The 17,544-nt window shown below is 72.9% G+C and carries 20 protein-coding genes; 12 read left to right on the top strand and 8 right to left on the bottom strand.

The features are described 5' to 3' along the window. The first annotated feature begins 52 nt into the window (after positions 1 to 52). The 4 genes from SVTN_RS29865 to SVTN_RS29850 all read left to right on the top strand — a co-directional run bounded on the left by SVTN_RS29865 (position 53) and on the right by SVTN_RS29850 (position 3,815). Positions 53 to 733 (top strand): ScbR family autoregulator-binding transcription factor, encoded by a 681-nt coding sequence (locus SVTN_RS29865; protein WP_041131886.1) that lies wholly within the window; start codon positions 53 to 55, stop codon positions 731 to 733. Between the two features lie 126 nt (positions 734 to 859). Further along, on the top strand, positions 860 to 2,011 hold the full coding sequence (locus SVTN_RS29860; protein ID WP_041131885.1) for an acyl-CoA dehydrogenase family protein: 1,152 nt from the start codon (positions 860 to 862) through the stop codon (positions 2,009 to 2,011). 28 nt (positions 2,012 to 2,039) lie between these two features. Next, positions 2,040 to 2,825 carry an electron transfer flavoprotein subunit beta/FixA family protein gene (locus SVTN_RS29855; RefSeq protein ID WP_041131884.1) on the top strand — a complete coding sequence of 262 codons (786 nt, stop codon included), beginning with the start codon at positions 2,040 to 2,042 and terminating at the stop codon, positions 2,823 to 2,825. A 33-nt stretch (positions 2,826 to 2,858) separates the two neighbouring features. Beyond that, on the top strand, positions 2,859 to 3,815 hold the full coding sequence (locus SVTN_RS29850) for an electron transfer flavoprotein subunit alpha/FixB family protein (protein WP_041131883.1): 957 nt from the start codon (positions 2,859 to 2,861) through the stop codon (positions 3,813 to 3,815). Positions 3,816 to 3,878: 63 nt separating this feature from the next. Here the strand turns inward: SVTN_RS29850 and SVTN_RS29845 are convergent, their stop codons facing one another. From SVTN_RS29845 to SVTN_RS29835, 3 genes are all read right to left on the bottom strand, one after another. Continuing rightward, on the bottom strand, positions 3,879 to 4,262 hold the full coding sequence (locus SVTN_RS29845; protein WP_041131882.1) for a zinc ribbon domain-containing protein: 384 nt from the start codon (positions 4,260 to 4,262) through the stop codon (positions 3,879 to 3,881). A 131-nt stretch (positions 4,263 to 4,393) separates the two neighbouring features. Continuing rightward, complete coding sequence (locus SVTN_RS29840) at positions 4,394 to 5,101, bottom strand: TetR/AcrR family transcriptional regulator (RefSeq protein ID WP_041131881.1); 708 nt, start codon at positions 5,099 to 5,101, stop codon at positions 4,394 to 4,396. An 88-nt stretch (positions 5,102 to 5,189) separates the two neighbouring features. After that, the gene (locus SVTN_RS29835; RefSeq protein WP_041131880.1) at positions 5,190 to 5,951 is read right to left on the bottom strand and encodes an SDR family NAD(P)-dependent oxidoreductase; all 762 of its coding nucleotides are present in this window, start codon (positions 5,949 to 5,951) and stop codon (positions 5,190 to 5,192) included. A 205-nt stretch (positions 5,952 to 6,156) separates the two neighbouring features. Here SVTN_RS29835 and SVTN_RS29830 point away from each other — a divergent pair, with 205 nt between their 5' ends. Then, a complete protein-coding gene (locus SVTN_RS29830; RefSeq protein ID WP_041131879.1) occupies positions 6,157 to 6,768 on the top strand; it encodes a TetR/AcrR family transcriptional regulator in 612 nt (203 codons plus the stop codon). A 7-nt stretch (positions 6,769 to 6,775) separates the two neighbouring features. On the opposite strand, the gene cynS is transcribed toward SVTN_RS29830, so the two are convergent. Further along, complete coding sequence (gene cynS, locus SVTN_RS29825) at positions 6,776 to 7,246, bottom strand: cyanase (RefSeq protein WP_041131878.1); 471 nt, start codon at positions 7,244 to 7,246, stop codon at positions 6,776 to 6,778. Positions 7,247 to 7,283: 37 nt separating this feature from the next. After that, complete coding sequence (locus tag SVTN_RS29820) at positions 7,284 to 7,883, bottom strand: carbonic anhydrase (protein WP_041131877.1); 600 nt, start codon at positions 7,881 to 7,883, stop codon at positions 7,284 to 7,286. A gap of 83 nt (positions 7,884 to 7,966) precedes the next feature. Here SVTN_RS29820 and cynR point away from each other — a divergent pair, with 83 nt between their 5' ends. The 3 genes from cynR (at position 7,967) to SVTN_RS29805 (ending at position 10,254) form a co-directional block, all read left to right on the top strand. Further along, positions 7,967 to 8,875, top strand: coding sequence for a transcriptional regulator CynR (gene cynR, locus SVTN_RS29815; protein ID WP_041131876.1), 909 nt, complete (start codon positions 7,967 to 7,969; stop codon positions 8,873 to 8,875). 152 nt (positions 8,876 to 9,027) lie between these two features. Further along, positions 9,028 to 9,594, top strand: coding sequence for a GlcG/HbpS family heme-binding protein (locus SVTN_RS29810; protein ID WP_041134370.1), 567 nt, complete (start codon positions 9,028 to 9,030; stop codon positions 9,592 to 9,594). Between the two features lie 36 nt (positions 9,595 to 9,630). Further along, positions 9,631 to 10,254 (top strand): ankyrin repeat domain-containing protein, encoded by a 624-nt coding sequence (locus SVTN_RS29805; RefSeq protein ID WP_041131875.1) that lies wholly within the window; start codon positions 9,631 to 9,633, stop codon positions 10,252 to 10,254. Here the strand turns inward: SVTN_RS29805 and SVTN_RS29800 are convergent. Further along, a complete protein-coding gene (locus tag SVTN_RS29800) occupies positions 10,225 to 10,827 on the bottom strand; it encodes a CGNR zinc finger domain-containing protein (protein ID WP_041131874.1) in 603 nt (200 codons plus the stop codon). The two genes, SVTN_RS29805 and SVTN_RS29800, sit on opposite strands and share 30 nt — an antisense overlap. Before the next feature lie 38 nt (positions 10,828 to 10,865). Here SVTN_RS29800 and SVTN_RS29795 point away from each other — a divergent pair, with 38 nt between their 5' ends. Beyond that, the gene (locus SVTN_RS29795; RefSeq protein WP_052499367.1) at positions 10,866 to 12,149 is read left to right on the top strand and encodes an MFS transporter; all 1,284 of its coding nucleotides are present in this window, start codon (positions 10,866 to 10,868) and stop codon (positions 12,147 to 12,149) included. A 44-nt stretch (positions 12,150 to 12,193) separates the two neighbouring features. On the opposite strand, the gene SVTN_RS29790 is transcribed toward SVTN_RS29795, so the two are convergent. Next, positions 12,194 to 13,345, bottom strand: a complete 1,152-nt coding sequence (locus SVTN_RS29790; RefSeq protein WP_041131873.1) for an acyl-CoA dehydrogenase family protein — start codon at positions 13,343 to 13,345, stop codon at positions 12,194 to 12,196. Positions 13,346 to 13,460: 115 nt separating this feature from the next. Here SVTN_RS29790 and SVTN_RS29785 point away from each other — a divergent pair, with 115 nt between their 5' ends. The 3 genes from SVTN_RS29785 (at position 13,461) to SVTN_RS29775 (ending at position 15,160) form a co-directional block, all read left to right on the top strand. Further along, a complete protein-coding gene (locus SVTN_RS29785) occupies positions 13,461 to 14,063 on the top strand; it encodes a TetR/AcrR family transcriptional regulator (protein ID WP_078908550.1) in 603 nt (200 codons plus the stop codon). A 228-nt stretch (positions 14,064 to 14,291) separates the two neighbouring features. Beyond that, positions 14,292 to 14,927, top strand: coding sequence for a TNT domain-containing protein (locus SVTN_RS29780; RefSeq protein WP_041134367.1), 636 nt, complete (start codon positions 14,292 to 14,294; stop codon positions 14,925 to 14,927). Continuing rightward, complete coding sequence (locus tag SVTN_RS29775) at positions 14,924 to 15,160, top strand: hypothetical protein (RefSeq protein ID WP_041131872.1); 237 nt, start codon at positions 14,924 to 14,926, stop codon at positions 15,158 to 15,160. The genes SVTN_RS29780 and SVTN_RS29775 overlap by 4 nt, the downstream gene beginning before the upstream one ends. Here the strand turns inward: SVTN_RS29775 and SVTN_RS41170 are convergent. Then, a complete protein-coding gene (locus SVTN_RS41170; protein WP_052499366.1) occupies positions 15,157 to 17,499 on the bottom strand; it encodes a bifunctional serine/threonine protein kinase/MFS transporter in 2,343 nt (780 codons plus the stop codon). The two genes, SVTN_RS29775 and SVTN_RS41170, sit on opposite strands and share 4 nt — an antisense overlap. Positions 17,500 to 17,544 lie beyond the last annotated feature (45 nt).

Below are 17,544 nucleotides of genomic sequence, written 5' to 3'. Positions count from 1 at the left end.
CAATGCTTCACGTCACACGACGGGCACAGACAGCGACACAGCGGGAGGCGCCTTGGCGCAGCAAGCGCGTGCAATCAAGACCCGGCAGGCGATCCTGCAATCGGCCGCGGCCGTCTTCGCCGAGCGGGGCTACGAGCGCACGACCATCGGAGAGATCCTGGTGCGCGCCGGGGTGACCAAGGGGGCTCTGTACTTCCACTTTGCTTCCAAGGAAGACCTCGCCCTCGGCGTGCTCGACGCGCAGATGCTCGACGTGCCGCTGACACCGCAGGCGATCAAGCTCCAGGAGCTCGCGGACCAGGCCTTCCTGCTCGCCCACCGGCTGCAGCGCGACGCCCTCGTGCGGGCGAGCGTCGCCCTGGCCCTGGACAGCGGTGCCACCGGCGTCGACCGGGTCGCCCCGTTCCAGGCCTGGATCGACCAGGTCTCGGAGATCCTGATGGTCGCGAAGGCGCAGGGCGAGCTGCTCGTCCACGTCAATGTGACGGACACGGCCTCGCTCTTCTCGGGCGCCTTCTCCGGAGTCCAGGCGATGTCCCAGATCCTGTGCGACCGCAACGATCTGATCCATCGCGTCGCGGTCCTTCTCCAGCACTTCATGCCGAGCATCTGTGCGCCGGCCCTGCTGACCGGACTCCACCTGACCGAGGATTACGCGAAGGAGCTCGGCGCGGAATACGAGGCGAACCGGCGCCGCAGGGACGAGATGAACTCCGCGGAAACTCCCCATTAAGAAAACCGACCGCACGGTACTCGGAGCGCCCCGACGCAGAACAGCGTCGGGGCGCTCTGGCGTCATGGCACTGAGTGTGTTTTGCTGAGGGTACTCAGTGCCACAAGCGTCTAGGGGAGCTCCATCATGGGTAAGGACTTCGACCTGTATCGGCCCTCGGAGGAGCACGACATGCTCCGGGAGTCGGTGCGTGCCCTCGCGGAGGCGAAGATCGCCCCGTTCGCGACGGCGGTGGACGAGGAGGCCAGGTTCCCCCAGGAGGCCCTGGACGCGCTGGTCGCCAACGACCTGCACGCCGTGCACGTCCCCGAGAGCTACGGCGGCGCCGGCGCCGACGCCCTGGCCACCGTCATCGTCATCGAGGAGGTCGCCCGCGTCTGCGTCAGCTCCTCGCTGATCCCGGCCGTCAACAAGCTCGGCTCCCTCCCGGTGATCCTGTCCGGCTCCGAGGAACTGAAGAAGAAGTACCTCGGCCCGCTGGCCAAGGGCGACGCGATGTTCTCCTACTGCCTCTCCGAGCCCGACGCGGGCTCGGACGCGGCCGGCATGAAGACCCGCGCGGTCCGCGACGGCGACTCCTGGGTCCTCAACGGCGTCAAGCGCTGGATCACCAACGCCGGCGTCTCGGAGTACTACACGGTGATGGCCGTCACCGACCCCGACAAGCGCTCCAAGGGCATCAGCGCCTTCGTGGTGGAGAAGTCCGATGCGGGCGTGTCGTTCGGCGCCCCGGAGAAGAAGCTGGGCATCAAGGGCTCCCCGACCCGCGAGGTCTACCTCGACAACGTCCGCATCCCCGCCGACCGCATGATCGGCGCAGAGGGCACCGGCTTCGCCACCGCCATGAAGACCCTCGACCACACCCGCATCACCATCGCCGCCCAGGCCCTGGGCGTGGCCCAGGGCGCCCTGGACTACGCCAAGGGCTACGTGAAGGAGCGCAAGCAGTTCGGCAAGCCGATCGCCGACTTCCAGGGCGTGCAGTTCATGCTCGCCGACATGGCCATGAAGCTGGAGGCCGCCCGCCAGCTCACCTACGCGGCCGCGGCGAAGTCCGAGCGGGTCGACGGCGATCTGACCTTCTTCGGTGCGGCGGCCAAGTGCTTCGCCTCCGACGTGGCGATGGAGGTCACCACCGACGCCGTGCAGCTGCTGGGCGGCTACGGCTACACCCGTGACTACCCGCTCGAGCGCATGATGCGCGACGCCAAGATCACCCAGATCTACGAGGGCACCAACCAGGTCCAGCGCATCGTCATGGCCCGCAACCTCCCGTAACCACCAGCCTCTCGAAAGGAGACAGGCCGTGACCCTGAAGATCGCTGTCTGTGTGAAGTACGTCCCCGACGCGACCGGCGACCGCGGTTTCGCCGACGACCTGACGACCGACCGCGAGGCCGTCGACGGGCTGCTCTCGGAGCTCGACGAGTACGCGGTGGAGCAGGCCCTGCGCATCTCGGAGGAGTCCGACGACGCCGAGGTCACCGTCGTGACCGTCGGCCCGGACGACGCCAAGGACGCGCTGCGCAAGGCGCTGTCGATGGGCGCCGACAAGGCCGTCCACGTCAACGACGAGGACATCCACGGCTCCGACGTCATCGCCACCTCCGCGATCCTGGCCAAGGCCCTGGAGAAGACCGGCTTCGACCTGGTCGTCTGCGGCATGGCCTCGACCGACGGCACGATGGGCGTCCTGCCCGCGCTGCTCGCCGAGCGCCTGAGCCTCCCGCAGGTCACCCTGCTGTCGGAGCTCTCCGTCGAGGACGGTCTCGTGAAGGGCCGCCGCGACGGCGACGCCGCGACCGAGCACCTGGAGGCCCCGCTGCCGGCCGTCGTCTCGGTCACCGACCAGTCCGGCGAGGCCCGTTACCCCTCCTTCAAGGGGATCATGGCCGCCAAGAAGAAGCCGGTCCAGGAGCTGGACCTGGACGACCTGGACATCGACGCCGACGAGGTCGGCCTCGCCGGCTCCTGGACCCTGGTCGACTCGGCGGCCGCCCGCCCGGCCCGTACGCAGGGCACGATCGTCACGGACGAGGGCGACGGCGGCAAGCAGCTCGCCGCGTTCCTCGCCACCCAGAAGTTCATCTGACCCACCGTCACCCCACCTCAGGAGCAAGGAATCATGGCTGAGATCCTGGTTCTCGTGGACCACGCCGACGGTGCGGTCCGCAAGCCGGCCCTCGAACTGCTGACCCTGGCCCGCCGCATCGGCGAGCCCACGGCGGTCGTCCTCGGCGCCGGCGAAGCCGCCGCCTCGATCGCCGCCACGGCCGGCGAGTACGGCGCGGCCACCGTGTACGTCGCGGACGGCGCCGAGTTCGCCGAGCAGCTCGTCGTCCCGAAGGTCGACGCGCTCACCCAGATCGCGAAGGACAAGGGGGTGGCCGCCGTCCTGGTGACCTCCTCCGGCGAGGGCAAGGAGATCGCGGCCCGCGTCGCGCTCCGCCTCGGCTCCGGTCTGATCACCGACGCGGTGGAGCTGGAGGCCGGCGAGAACGGCCCGGTCGCCACCCAGTCCGTCTTCGCCGCCTCGTACCAGGTGAAGTCGACGGTCTCGCACGGCGTCCCGGTCATCACCGTCAAGCCGAACTCCGCCGCCCCGGAGGCCGCCCCGGCCGCCGGCGCGGTCGAGAACGTCACGGTCGCCTTCACCGGCAACGCCGCCAAGGTCGTCTCGCGCACCCCGCGCGTCTCCACCGGCCGCCCCGAGCTGACCGAGTCCGCGATCGTGGTCTCCGGCGGCCGTGGTGTCGGCGCGGCCGAGGGCTTCGCGGTCGTCGAGAAGCTGGCCGACTCGCTCGGCGCGGCCGTCGGCGCCTCCCGCGCCGCCGTGGACGCCGGCTGGTACCCGCACTCCAACCAGGTCGGCCAGACCGGCAAGCAGGTCTCGCCGCAGCTGTACGTGGCGGCGGGCATCTCCGGCGCGATCCAGCACCGGGCCGGCATGCAGACCTCGAAGACGATCGTCGCGGTCAACAAGGACCCCGAGGCCCCGATCTTCGACCTCGTCGACTACGGCGTCGTCGGCGACCTCTTCGAGGTGCTGCCGCAGCTGACGGACGAGATCGGCGCGCGCTGACCTCACACGACAGAAGGGGGCGGGTGGCACTCTGTGCCACCCGCCCCCTTCTCGTGCTCGCGCTCAGTACCAGCCGTCGAGCGGGACCTCCTCGCAGAGCCGGACGACCGGCCTGCGCCCGGAGACCGCGGTCCCGGAGACCTTGACCCGGACCCCGGGACGCACCGCGTGCGGCGGTCCGTCGACGCGGCAGCGGACCACGAAGCCCTCCGTCATGTGGACCGGCCAGAGGTCGGCATCGGCGGCGGCGACCCCGCGACGTACGGATATCACGCCCTCGCCGTCGCTGAGTTCGGGCGCCAGGTCGGTCGACCCGCAGGTCGGACAGAGCAGGCGCTGGAACGTGGTGGTGTGGCACCAGCGGCAGCGCTGGAAGTACAGCTCGGAGTCGGGGGCCGAATCCTCGGCCTGGACGGCGGTCCCGCTCCTCAGTCCCGTGTGGAACACGATGCCTTCTCCTTGCACTCGGCGGCTCGACCGTGCATGGAGCAAAGATATGGCACTGAGTGCCATCAAATAAAGACCTCAGTTCCCCCAATTCGAGATACTGAGAACCCTGTGACCTTTCGGTGATCCCCTCAGCCCTCGCCGAGGCTCGACTCCACCTCGCGCACCACGCGCCACATGGGGGTGGACCGCTTGGTGATCACCACGACGACGTCCTCGTTCTCCTCGGCCGGCGCCTCCGCGGCCTGCCCGCCGCCCCAGGTGGTGCGCACGAACTCCAGGGCCCCGTCGACCTCGGCCAGCGGGTCGCCCTCGCCGCCCGAGCGCAGCCAGTGCCGCAGGGCGTGGTTGTGGGCGGCGACCACGGCCGCCGCGACGACGTTGGCGCGCAGGGTGCCGTCCCTGCGGTCGGCCCAGCGGGTGCGCAGATAGTCGCCGAGGGTCTTCTCGTACCGCCAGACCACCGACAGCTCGTACGTGCGCAGCCCGGTCACCTCGCGGGTGAGCCGGTAGCGCTGCACGGAGAAGGTGGGGTTCTCGGCGTACATCCGCATGACGAGGCGGGCCGCGTCGCAGACCCGGACGACCGGGTCGTCGGAGTCGGCGCTCGCGGCGAGGAAGCGGGTCATGTCGGCGAGGCACTGCTCGTGGTCGGGGAAGACCACGTCCTCCTTCGACGGGAAGTACCGGAAGAAGGACCGCCGGCCGACGCCCGCGAGCGTGACGATGTCGTCGACGGTGGTCTGCTCGTAGCCCCGCTCCAGGAAGAGCTGGAAGGCCGCGGCGATGAGGGAGTCCCGCATCGCGGGCTTCGTGGAGTTCGTCGACGCTGTTCCCATGGCCCGAACCTAACACCCGTACGAGCCCCGCGTGGAACTCGGTGCCGGAAGATTCCGGCACCGAGTGCTCTCACGGGGGTACGGAGGTTCAGCGAGCCGCCATCCGCAGGGCGCCGTCCATGCGGATCGTCTCGCCGTTGAGGTAGTCGTGCTCGGCGATCATCGTCACGAGCCGGGCGTACTCCTCCGGGCGCGCGAGGCGCTGCGGGAAGGTGACGCTCGCGGCGAGACCGGCCCGGACGTCCTCACCGAACCCGGCCATCATCGGGGTGTCGACGATGCCGGGGGCGATGGTGACGACCCGGATGCCGAACTGCGCCAGGTCGCGCGCGGCGGTGACGGTCATCCCGGCGACGCCCGCCTTGGAGGCGGCGTACGCGATCTGGCCGACCTGGCCCTCGAAGGCGGCGATGGAGGCGGTGTTGACGACGAGGCCGCGCTGTCCGTGCTCGTCGGGCTCGTGGCGGGCGATGGCCTCGGCGGCGAGCCGCATCACGTTGAAGGTGCCGAGCAGGTTGACGTTGAGCACCGTACGGAACAGGTCGAGGTCGTGCGGTCCCTTGCGACCCAGGATGCGGGCGGAGGGGGCGATGCCGGCGCAGTTCACGGCGAGCCGCAGCTCGGCGCCGTCGGCGTCGATCACGGCGAGCGCCTCGCGGACCTGGTCCTCGTCGGTGACGTCGGCGGCGAGCAGCCGGACGCCCTCGGGCAGCGGCCCGGCGGCGGCCACGGCCTTGTCCAGGTCCAGGCCGTAGACGGTGGCGCCACGGGCGGCGAGCGCGGCGGCGGTGGCGGCGCCGAGGCCGGAAGCGGCGCCGGTGACGAGAGCGGCGGAGCCGGCGATGTCCATGGAACTCCTCGTTCGTGTCGTGCGGGTGCGACCCTGCCGCCGGGTTGGCCGCCGGATCGGGCGCGTGCCCGCGTCAGGACCGCGCGGTCCGCGCGATCTGCGCCGCCCACCATAGAACCGCGTGCGGCGCCGCCGGAAGCGGAGGCCGAGCGCGGACGTGGGGAGCAGAGGGAGGAAGTAGTCGACCGGTCGTACACTCTCGGCCATGGGGCGAACGAGTGACGCGCGCGAGCGCATCCTGACCGCCGCGAGGACGCTGATGCTGTCGCGCGGCTACTCCGCCCTGGGCGTGGCCGAGATCTGCGCGGCGGCTGGTGTGCCGAAGGGCAGCTTCTACTACTTCTTCGCGTCGAAGGAGGAGCTCGCCCTCGCCGTCGTCGAGGAGCACTGGGCCGGGCAGCGCGCCGAGTGGACGCGCGCGCTCGCCGGGGACGTGCCTCCCCTCCGGCGGCTGCGACGCCTGTACGAGTCCACGGAGGCCGAGCTGCGGGCCGGCCGGGAGAGCTGCGGCACGGTCACGGGCTGTCTCCTGGGGAACCTGGCCCTGGAGCTGAGCACCCGTACGGAGAGCGTCCGCGAGCGGCTGCGGGAGATCTTCGACGAGCAGGTGGCCCTGGTCGCGGAGACCGTCGCCGAGGCCCGCGCGCGCGGCGAGGTCACGGTCGCCGACACCGGCGCGGCCGCGCGGGCCCTGGTCGCCCAGCTGGAGGGCCGGGTCCTCTTCGCCAAGCTGTACGACGACCCGGGCCGCCTCGACGCGCTGTGGGCCGATTCCCTGGCCCTCCTCGGTGCCGAGGAGAGTCAGGGAGCCGTCTGAGCTTCCGTCAGAAGGGCTTGGTCGGCAGGTACTTGCCGTCCAGGGTGATGACGGCGCGCTCGCCGCCCTCGGGGTCGGCGACCTTCTTCACGTCCAGCTTGAAGTTGATCGCGGAGATGATCCCGTCGCCGAACTGCTCGTGGACGAGCTCCTTGAGCGTGGTGCCGTACACCTGGAGCATCTCATAGAAGCGGTAGATGGTCGGGTCGGTGGGGACGGCGCCGTCGAGGGAGCCGCGGGTGGGGATCGTCTGCAGCAGGCGGACCGCGTCCTCGTCGAGGCCGAGGAGCTCGGCGACGGCGCGGGCGGACTCCGCCGGCAGGGCGTGCTGGCCGAGGACGGCGGCGGTGGTGAAGGCGACGGAGAGGCCGACGGCGTCCGCGATCTGCTGCCAGCTCAGGTCCTCGCGGATCTTGGCGTCGACGGCGGCGATCGCGAGGGCGCGGCGGGCGGTGGGGTCGAACTGGGCGTGCACCATGAGAGGTACGTCCTTTCTGAAGGAAATTCGGGGGGGATCAGGCGGCGAGTACGGGGCTCGCCGTGGCGGGGAGCTCCTCGACGGTGCCGTCGGCGATGTCGAAGACCCAGCCGTGCAGCCGTACTTCGCCCGCGGCCAGGGCGCGGGCCGCCGAGGGGTGGGTGGCCAGGTTGGCCAGCTGCGCGGCGACGTTCTCCCGGACCAGGGCGGCCACGTCGACCGTCCCGCCGCCGATGGCGGCGCGGGCGAGGGAGGCGTCGGCGTGCCGCAGCCAGGCGGCGACGGCGGGCGCGGTGCTCAGGTCGTGGCCCTCGGCGAGCGCGGTCATCGCGCCGCAGGCGGAGTGCCCGCAGACGACGATGTCCCGTACTCCCAGGACGGTGACGGCGTACTCGACGGCGGCGGTGACTCCGTCGGTGCCCGGGGTGTGGGCGGGAACGAGGTTCCCGGCGGTACGGATGACGAAGAGCTCACCCGGATCGGTCTGGGTGATCAGCTCCGGTACGACGCGGGCGTCCGAGCAGCCGATGAACAGCGTGCCGGGCCGGTGGGCGGTGGCCAGGCGGGCGAAGAGGCCGGCCTTGGCAGGGAAGACCTCCCGCTGGAAGCGGGCGATTCCCTCGGCGAAGTGAGGCATGTCCCCACCGTGCACGACCCACACCTATAGCGTCCAAGACTTGCTGTCGATCCCAGTTATAGATGCGATCTATAGTCAGCCGTATGCAGCCGGAACTCCGCCATCTCCGCTATCTGCTCGCCGTCGCCGAGCACGCCAACTTCACCCGCGCGGCCGAAGAGCTCCGGATCGCCCAGCCCACGCTGTCCCAGCAGGTCAAACAACTGGAGAAGGCCCTCGGAGCGCAGCTCCTGGACCGCTCCGGCCGCACCGTGCGCCTCACCGACGCCGGGGAGACGTACGCGCGCTATGCCCGGCGCGCCCTGCGGGACCTGGCGGCGGGCGAGCGGGCGGTGCTCGACGTGCACGACCTGTCCCGCGGCCACCTCCGGCTCGCGGTCACCCCCACCTTCACCGCGTACCTCACCGGCCCCCTGGTCGCCGGCTTCCACTCCCGCCATCCGGGCATCAGCGTGGAGGTGCGGGAGCTGCCGCAGGACCGCATCGAGGCCGAACTCCTCGCCGACCGGCTCGACCTCGGCATCGCCTTCCACGGCGAGCACCTCCCGGGCGTCGAGGCGACGGAGCTGTTCACCGAGACCCTCGGCCTCGTCGTGGGCCCCGACCATCCCTTCGCGGACCGGACGGAGCCGGTACGGGCCGAGGAGCTGAACGACCATCAGCTGGCCCTCCTCAGCCGGGACTTCGCCACCCGCCTGCACATCGACGCGTACGTCACCGAGCACCGCGTCCGGCCGGTGATCGCGGTGGAGGCCAACTCGGTGACGGCGCTCACCGAGATCGTCCGGCGCACCGCGCTGGCCACCGTCCTGCCCGACGCCGTCACCCGGGACCATCCCCGGCTGAGCCCGGTGCCGCTCTCCCCCGCGCTGCCGTCCCGTGCCGTCGCCCTGCTGCGGCGCGCGGCCGGCTACCGGAGCGCGGCGGCGGGGGCGTTCACCGAACTCGCGGCGTCGTGGGAGAGGGAGGAACGGGGTCAACCGATCGGATGACCCCGGGGTCCACCGCCCGGGGAGCCGGGTGCAGCCGGGACGACGACGGGCGGCGGCAGGGTACGGCACCAGGATGGGAAGCAGAACGGGCCACGGCTTCCCGACGGCCCCCGCGGTTCCCCGAGTTCACTGGAGCAGATCCCATGAAGCACGTGAAGAAGGCCTCCTCGCGCACCCGTGTCGTGACCGGTGGCGCGATCGTCGCCGCCCTCGCCCTCGGCGGCTTCGGGGCCTACTCCGCGAGCGCCACCGGCGAGGACACGGCGGCCGCGCCGACCGCCGCCACCGCCAAAGCGGACGCCAAGAACAAGAACACGACCCGTTCCACGCACCTGACGATCGAGACCGCGTCGAAGGCCGCCCGGGCGACCCTCGACGCCGCCGAGAAGGAGAACCAGCGGGTGTCCGTCGCGGTCGTCGACCGCAACGGCAACACCATCGTCACCCTGCGCGGCGACGGCGCCGGCCCGCAGTCCTACGAGTCCGCCGAGCGCAAGGCCTTCACGGCCGTCTCCTGGAACGCCCCGACCTCCGTCCTCGCCGGCCGCCTGGCCAACGCGCCGACCCTGAAGGACATCCCCGGCACCCTGTTCCTCGCCGGTGGTGCCCCCGTCACCGCCAAGGGCGCCCCGATCGCGGGCATCGGCGTCGCCGGCGCCCCCTCGGGCGACCTCGACGAGAAGTTCGCCCAGGCCGGCGTGGCCGCCCTCGGCAGGTAAGCCCCAGGGCAGGCGCCCGCGTACGAGGAACCCGCCATGAACGCGCTCGACCACACCCTCCTGGCGGCCGCCGCGCACGGTGACGCCGTCGCCGTCCGCGCGGCCCTCGACGCGGGCGCCCGCGTCGACGTCCGCGACCGGCACCGCCGCACCCCGCTGCTGCGGGCCGCGCTCCGCGACCACGTCCCCGCCGCGCGGGAGCTCCTCGCCGCGGGCGCCGACCCGAACGCGCAGGACGACCGGTCCGACAGCCCCTGGCTGGTCACCGGCGTCACGGGCAGCGTCGCCATGATGCGGACCCTGCTCCCGGCGGGCCCGGACCTGCAGCTGACCAACCGCTACGGCGGCACCGCGCTGATCCCCGCCGCCGAGCGCGGCCACGTGCCGTACGTCCGGGCCGTGCTCCACGAGACCGCGATCGACGTCGACCACGTCAACCGGCTCGGCTGGACCGCGCTCCTGGAGGCCGTGATCCTCGGCGACGGAGGCAGCGCCCACCAGAAGGTCGTCGCCCTGCTCCTCGCATCGGGCGCCGATCCCGAACTCCCCGACCCCTACGGCCGCACGGCCCTCCACCACGCCGAACGCCACGGCCTCACGGAGATCGCCGCCCTGCTCGGAGCGGCGGCCTCACGCAGGCCCCTGCGCGGCGTCGCCTGAGCCCCCGGCGGAGTGCCGGCCCCGGTGCGCCGCGACCCGCTCGCGGGTGGCGCAGCGCCGGGAGCAGTAACGGCGCTCCGGCCCGCTGCCCTGCGCGACGAAGACGTTCCGGCAGCTGCCCGAGGCGCAGGTCCTGCCGGGCGGGCGCTGGAGGTCCCAGAGGAGGACGGCGAGCGCCATGCAGGAGGAGGCGAGCAGCCACTCGGCCCAGGGCGCGTCGTCGTCCCGGTCGATGTGCGCGTGCCAGGGCGTGGTGCCGCCGTGCGAGGTCAGCCGAAGCGGGCCGGTGTGCTCCCGCAGGAGCCGGTTGAGGACGAGGGCGGCCTCGTCGGCGGTCGCGGCGGCGAAGACCTGCCGCAGGAGGGCGGCGGCGACGCGCATCTCGTCGACCTCGTCGGGCCCGAGCTCGATGGGTCCTGCTTCCCCGTACTCCAGGAGCACGGAGGCCACGTGGCCCGGGTCGGGCCGGTCGTCGGCGAGCACGTTGAGGAGGGCGGCGGTGCGGCGGGCTGTGGTCAGGACGGAGTGACGGGTGGACCAGTCGGCATCGGACACCTCCGGAATGTAACGCATCTTGCGAAGTTTTGAGTTACCTCCGTACGGTCCTGCGGATGCGGACCCACACGTATCTGACCGGGGCGCTGCTGGCCCGTATCGGGGACGAGGCGGCCGGACCGGCGCTGCTCCTGGCCGGTTTCGCGCTCGCCGGGTCAACGGCGGAGGCGTCGGCACTGCTCGCGGCCGTCAGCGTCTCCGCCGCGCTCGGCGGACCGGTGCTCGGCGCGTTCCTCGACGGGGTGGCGCGCCCAGGCCGTCTGCTCGCCGCAGCGCTCGTCCTGTACGCGACGGGCCTGACGCTCGTACTGATCGGGCTCGGCCGCCTGCCGTTCGCCGTCACGGTGGCGACGGCGTTCCTCACGGGCCTCGTGGGTCCGGCCCTCTCGGGAGGCTGGTCGGCCCAGCTGCCCCGGGTGGCGGGCCCGGAGCGCCTCCCCCGGGCGAACGCGCTCGACTCGCTGACCTTCACCGCGGCGGCCCTGGCGGGCCCGGCGCTGGCGGGCGGGGCGGCGGAGGGCCTGGGCGCACCGACGGCGGTGGTACTGGCGGCGGCCTTCGTCGCCGCGGCGGCCCCGGCGGCGTGGGCCGTCCCGCGTCGGGCCGCCCGACCGGATGAGCCACACGCCCCGCAGGCCCGGAAGGCACGTGCCGGCCGAGCCCAGGAGCCACGGGCCTCGCGCGCCCGGGCCCCTCAGGCCGCGCGCGTGCCGTTCACGACCGCCCCGTCCCGTCGTGTCCCGGGGCCCTCGCGCGTCGGCCGCGTGCTCGTCGCCGGCACCCGGGCCGTCCTCCGGAACCGGAGCCTGGCCCGGGCGACCCGTACCTCCGTCGTCTCCTGCACCGCCCAGGGCATGCTGACCGCCTGCGTCCCGCTCCTCGGCACCCAGGTCCTCGGCGGAGCCGGTCGAGGCGCGGTCCTGCTCTCCTGCGCGGCGGTCTCCGCCCTCGCGGCCAACGCCCTGCTCGCCCGCTTCCCGCTCCCCCTCTCCCCCGACGCGCTCGTACGGGCCGGGGCCCTGGCCCAGTCCGTCGCCCCCGCGCTCGCCCTGACGGGCAGCCCGGCAGCCCTCGTGACCGGCTTCCTCGTCTCAGGACTCGGTGAAGGACCCCAGCTGACCGCCCTGTTCGCGGTGCGGCACCGGGAGTCCCCCGACCATCTGCGCGGTCAGATCTTCACCACCGGCGCGAGCCTCAAGATCACCGGCTTCGCCCTGGGCGCCGCGGCCGCAGGTCCCCTGGCGGCCTGGTCGCTCCCGGCCGCCCTGACGGCGGCGACGGCCACGGCGCTGCTCGCCGCGGCACCACCACGACACGCGTCCGCCCCCGGCGCTCCGTAGCTGCCGGGGGCGGAGGGAACCTCGGGTCAGGAGGGAACCTCGGGTCAGGCGGGCCGGGCGAGCCCCCGGCTGATGACGAGCCGCTGGATCTGGTTCGTGCCTTCGAAGATCTGCATGATCTTCGCCTCGCGCATGTACCGCTCGACCGGGAAGTCCCGCGTGTAGCCGTAGCCGCCGAAGACCTGGACGGCGTCCGTGGTGACCCTCATGGCCGTGTCCGTGGCGATGAGCTTCGCCGCGCTGGCCTGGCGGCTGAAGGGGCGGCCGAGGTCGCGGCGGCGGGCCGCGTCCAGATAGGTGGCGCGGGCCGCGTCGACGGCGGCGGCCATGTCGGCGAGGAGGAAGCCGAGGCCCTGGTGGTCGACGATCCTGCGGCCGAAGGTGGTGCGCTCGTTGGCGTACACGACGGCGGCGTCGAGCGCGGCCTGGGCGAGGCCCGTCGCGCAGGCGGCGATGCCGAGGCGGCCGCTGTCGAGGGCGCTGAAGGCGATCTGGAGGCCCTGGCCCTCGTCCCCGATGCGCCGGTCCTCCTCGATGAGGGCGCCGTCCCAGTACGCGGCCGTCGTCGGGACGGCCTGGAGGCCCATCTTGCGCTCGGGCGCGCCGAACGAGAGCCCTTCGGTGGCGCCGGGGGCGAGGAAGCAGGAGATGCCGTGGCCGCCGGGTGCGGTGCGGGCGAAGAGGGCGTAGAAGTCGGCCTTGCCGCCGTGGGTGATCCAGGCCTTGGTGCCGGTGACGCGGTAGCCGCTGCCGTCGTCCTGGCGCTCGGCCTTGCAGGTGAGGGCGGCGGCGTCGGAGCCGGCCTGCGGCTCGGAGAGGCTGTAGCCGCCGATGGCCCGGCCCTCCAGCATCGCGGGCAGCCAGCGTTCCTTCTGCCCGTCGGTGCCGAAGGTGTGGAGGGGGTGGCAGGCGAGGGTGTGGACGCTGGTGGCGACGGCGACGGCGGCCCAGCGCGCGGCGAGCTCCTCCAGGACCTGGAGGTAGACCTCGTAGGGCTGGCCTCCGCCGCCGTACTCCTCGGGGTACGGGAGGCCGAGGAGTCCGGCCTCGCCGAGGGTGGCGAAGAGCCCTTCGGGATAGGCCTCGGCGGCCTCGTGCTCGTCCACCCGCGGAGAGAGTTCCTTGTCGGCGATCTCCCGGGTGAGGGCGATGAGGTCCGCTGCCTCGGGGGTGGGAAGCAGGCGGTCGACATCCATGGCGACTCCAGCGGCGCGCAAAGTGGTACTGGGGGAGGTACTGCAGTACCGGTTAGCGTAGCGCAGAAGGGTGCTGCCGTAACCCCCCGAAACGGCGGCCTGGAATACTGGCGGAGTGATCGAGACCTCCGCCGACGCCCCCAAGCTGACGGGCCGCGGAGCGGCACGCCGCTCCGCCCTGTTCGAGGAGCTCGTCGCCCTGCTCGTCGGCGAGGGCTTCGCCCGGCTGACGCTCGACGACCTCGCCGCGCGGCTGCGCTGCTCGAAGCGGACCCTGTACGGCCTGGCCGGCAGCAAGGAGCAGCTGGTCCGGGCGGCGGTCGTGCACTTCTTCCGGCGCGCCACGGCCCGGGTCGAGGCGGTCCTCGCCGCCGCGACGGATCCGGCCGAGCGGCTCGCCGCCTATCTGCGGGCGGTTTCGGCCGAGCTGGCCCCCGTCTCGCCGCAGTTCTTCGACGACGTGGCGGCCTTCGAGCCGGCGGCGGAGGTGTACGAGCGCAACACGCGCGCGGCGGCGGGCCGGGTGCAGCAGCTCATCGAGGAGGGCGTGCGGGCCGGGGTGTTCCGCGAGGTGCACGTGACCTTCGCGGCCGACGTCATCTCCTCGGTGATGGTCCGCATCCAGCGGCGCCAGGTGGCCGCGGCGACCGGTCTGGCCGACGCCGAGGCGTACGACCAGCTGGCCGAACTGCTGCTCAGCGGCCTCCGAAAGGCCTGACCGGAAGGCCTGACCGGAAGCCCTGGCGGAAGGCCCGACCGAAAGGCCCGCCCGAAAGGTCCGACCGGACCCGACGAACACACATGGCCGGTTTCCGCCCGCGTTCGATCACTCTGAGCACGTGATCCACTACCGTGTGCGGCGCCACTGACCACCCACCCCACCTCAGGGAGCCTCCGCGTGGAGCGCAGCCGTACCGTCCTCAGGATCCGTGCAGTCCTCGCCGCCATGGGCGTCACCGCCGCCCTCGCCGCGGCCCCCGCGGCGCAGGCCGCCCCCGCCGAGAAGCCCGTCGCCGCTCCCCCGGCGCCCTGCACCGGGGAGTTCGAGGGCGACAAGCGGCTCGGCCCGAAGTTCCTGCCGAAGAAGTGGCAGGAGCCGGTGGGCCCGCTCCTCAACCACTACCACCGGACCGGGCAGCTCTCGTCCGCCGACTTCCTCAAGAAGTACTGGGAGGGCCCGGCGGACACCGGCAGCTGGAAGTACCCGCCGAACGACGGCTTCGGCGAGGTCAACGGCACCGTCGACAAGGCGCCCGAGCTCCTGGAGGAGGGCGAGCGCCTGGACCGCTTCGGCTCGGAGTACGGCTCCTACCTGGCCCCGGCCGGCGACGCCTACGCCAAGCGGGCGCTTCCCCCGCAGAACCTCAACACCCGTGACGCGGCCTTCCCCTGCGACTACCACCTGTACGAGGTGACGAAGAGCTTCGTCGTCTGGGAGGGCTCCATCGCGCCCTGGTTCGAGCAGCCGGGCGGCGGCCGCCAGATCAAGCTGGACCCGGCGTTCCTGAACCCGGGCGACGGCCAGCGCCTCAACGTGAAGTGGCTGCTCGACAACGGCTACCTGGTGCGCGTCCCCGCGTGACCGACCGTCAATCGCTGGAACGGGCACTCCGGGAGGCCGGGGTGCCCGCCGCGTACTACTGGATCGAGGGCGTCCACGAACCGGCGCCCACCCCGCCGGACTTCGTCTATCTGCGGAGGGGTGCCGACGGCTGGGAGACCGGGGTGTACGAGCGGGGCGCGTACGAGCCGGTCGCCACGCACGACACGGAGGCGGCGGCCTGCGCCCACCTCCGGGGCCTGCTGGGCGTCTAGGCCGTCGCCCTGGTCGTCACCATCAGGCCCGCGACGAGCCCCGCGAGCAGCAGGACGACGATCGCCCACCAGGGCGGCCCGCCGTAGCCGATGGCGGCTGCCGCGCCGAAGTCCGTGCCCAGCGTCTGGGCCGTGACGACCGCGGCGGCCGCCGCTCCCGTGTGCCGGCCGAGGCCGGCGGCAACCACCGTGGCGAAGAGCGGCATGAAGGCCAGGCCGGCCCCGAGACCCGCGAGGACCGTGGCCGGGAGCAGCACCGCGTATCCGGCGCCGTTCTCGATCCCGACGATGGTCAGGGCCACGCCGAGCGGGGTGAGTACCAGGCCCGCCACGACGAGGACGCGGGGCGCGACGCCCCGGCGCAGCAGGCGCGGGGCGACCTGGACGGCGGCGACGGCGAGTGCGGCGACCATGGGCAGCAGGGCGAGACCGGCCTGGGACGGGGAGTACCCGAGGTCCCACGTCAGGATCGACGCCAGGGGCGGCAGCAGGGCGAGGATGCCGACGCCGGCGAGGAGCATGGCGAGGAGGCCGCCGAGCCTGTTGCGGTCCTTGAGGACGTACGGGGGCAGCAGCGGGTTCGTCGCGGCGCTCTGCCGTCCCAGGAAGGCCCCGAGCAGGGCCGTGCCTCCGATGAGCAGGCCCATGGCCAGGGGGGTGCCCCAGCCGTGCGTCGCCTTGGTGGAGCCGTACAGGAGCAGGGCGATCGCGAAGGTGCCGAGCAGGACTCCGGGCAGGTCGAAGCGGGTGCCGGTGCGGTCCGGGCGGTCGTGCGGCAGGGCGCGCGTCCCAGCCAGGGCGATCAGGGCGAGGAGGGCGGCGACGCCCAGGACCGGGCCCCAGTTCAACCCCGCGAGCTGGAGCGCGACGACGGGCGCGCCGATGCCGGCCGTGGTGTAGACGCCGAAGGCCCTGGCCCGTGCCTTCGGTTCGGGGAAGGCGGTGGCCACCAGGGTCAGCGCCGCCGCCGTCACCAGGGCGCCGAAGCCGCCCTGGAGGACGCGGGCCGTGATCAGCGCGGCGGGGGTGGGGGCGATCGCGGAGGCCGAGCCTCCCAGCACACAGGCCGCCGCGAGGCCCGACAGGCCGACGACCAGCGTCCGCCTGCCACCCAGCCGGTCGGCGAGGTGCCCGCCGAGCAGCAGGAAGGCCGCGAAGGGGACGGCGAAGGAGTACAGCTCCGGGCTCTCCCGGTCGAGGCCGAAGGGGTCCTGCGTCACCGCCCCGAGCAGCACCGCCAGTTGAGCGAACACGATCACCGCCAGGCCCCGGCCGCGGCCGGTCGACGGGGCGGGGACCTCGTGGGCCGGAGCCGTCGGGGTGTAGGCGGGTGCCGGTACGTGCGTGGGTGCCGAGTCGCGGGGCGCCGTCTCCGTCACGGGCTGAGCGGCCGGTCGCACCACGGGCCGATCAGCCGGCGCCTCCGCGCGCGCCGCCGGTACGTAGTCCAGCAACTGCGCCGCGTGTCGCCCCAGTTGGACCAGGACCTCACCCGGCAGCCAGACCCCGCCGGCGTCCCCCTCGGTGAGGGCGGCGATCCGCTCGGGCGTGGGCCGCGCGGCCGGGTCCTTCTCCAGGCAGGCGCGGACGAGGCCGAGCAGTGATTCCGGTACGCCCGTGAGGTCGGGTTCCTCCTCGGCGACCCGGAAGAGGTGGGCGTTCAGACCGGTGTCGGTGGCGCCGAAGAGGAGGCGGCCGGTGGCGGCGTACACGAGGACGGCACCCAGGCAGAACACATCGCTGGCCGGGGTGAGTTCGAGGCCGCGGACCTGCTCCGGGGACATGAAGCCGGGCGAGCCGATCAGCATGCCGGTGCGGGTGTGCAGGCTGTCCCCGGCCAGGCTGTCCATGGCGCGGGCGATGCCGAAGTCGATGACGCGGGGCCCGTCCACCGTGACCAGGACGTTGGACGGTTTGAGGTCGCGGTGGATCAGGCCGGCGTCGTGCACGACCCGCAGCGCGAGGGCGAGGCGGTTGGCGAGGACGCGGACGGAGTGCTCGGGCAGCGGGCCGAAGTCCCGGGCGACGACGGTGGTCAGGTCGGGCCCGGCGATGTACTGGGTGGCGACCCAGGGCACCGCGACGCCGGTGTCGGTGTCCGCGTCGAGGACGTCCGCGGTCCAGCTGCCGCCCACTCTTCGGGCGGCCGCCACCTCGCGGGCGAAGCGTCTGCGGAACTCCGGCTGGGAGGCGTACTCGGACTGGACGACCTTGACGGCGACCGTACGGCCGACGTCGTCGCGACCGAGGTAGACGAGGCCCATGCCGCCCGCCCCGAGTCGGGCGATGAGACGGTACGGGCCCACGTGTGTCGGGTCTTCGGCGGTGAGCTGGTCCACGTCGAGAATCTATCCGCCGGCGCGGGTGCGGTCCGGGGAACGGAG

The organism is Streptomyces vietnamensis, assembly GCF_000830005.1.
Lineage (GTDB): Bacteria > Actinomycetota > Actinomycetes > Streptomycetales > Streptomycetaceae > Streptomyces > Streptomyces vietnamensis.
This window is presented reverse-complemented; position numbering and strand designations above follow the sequence as displayed.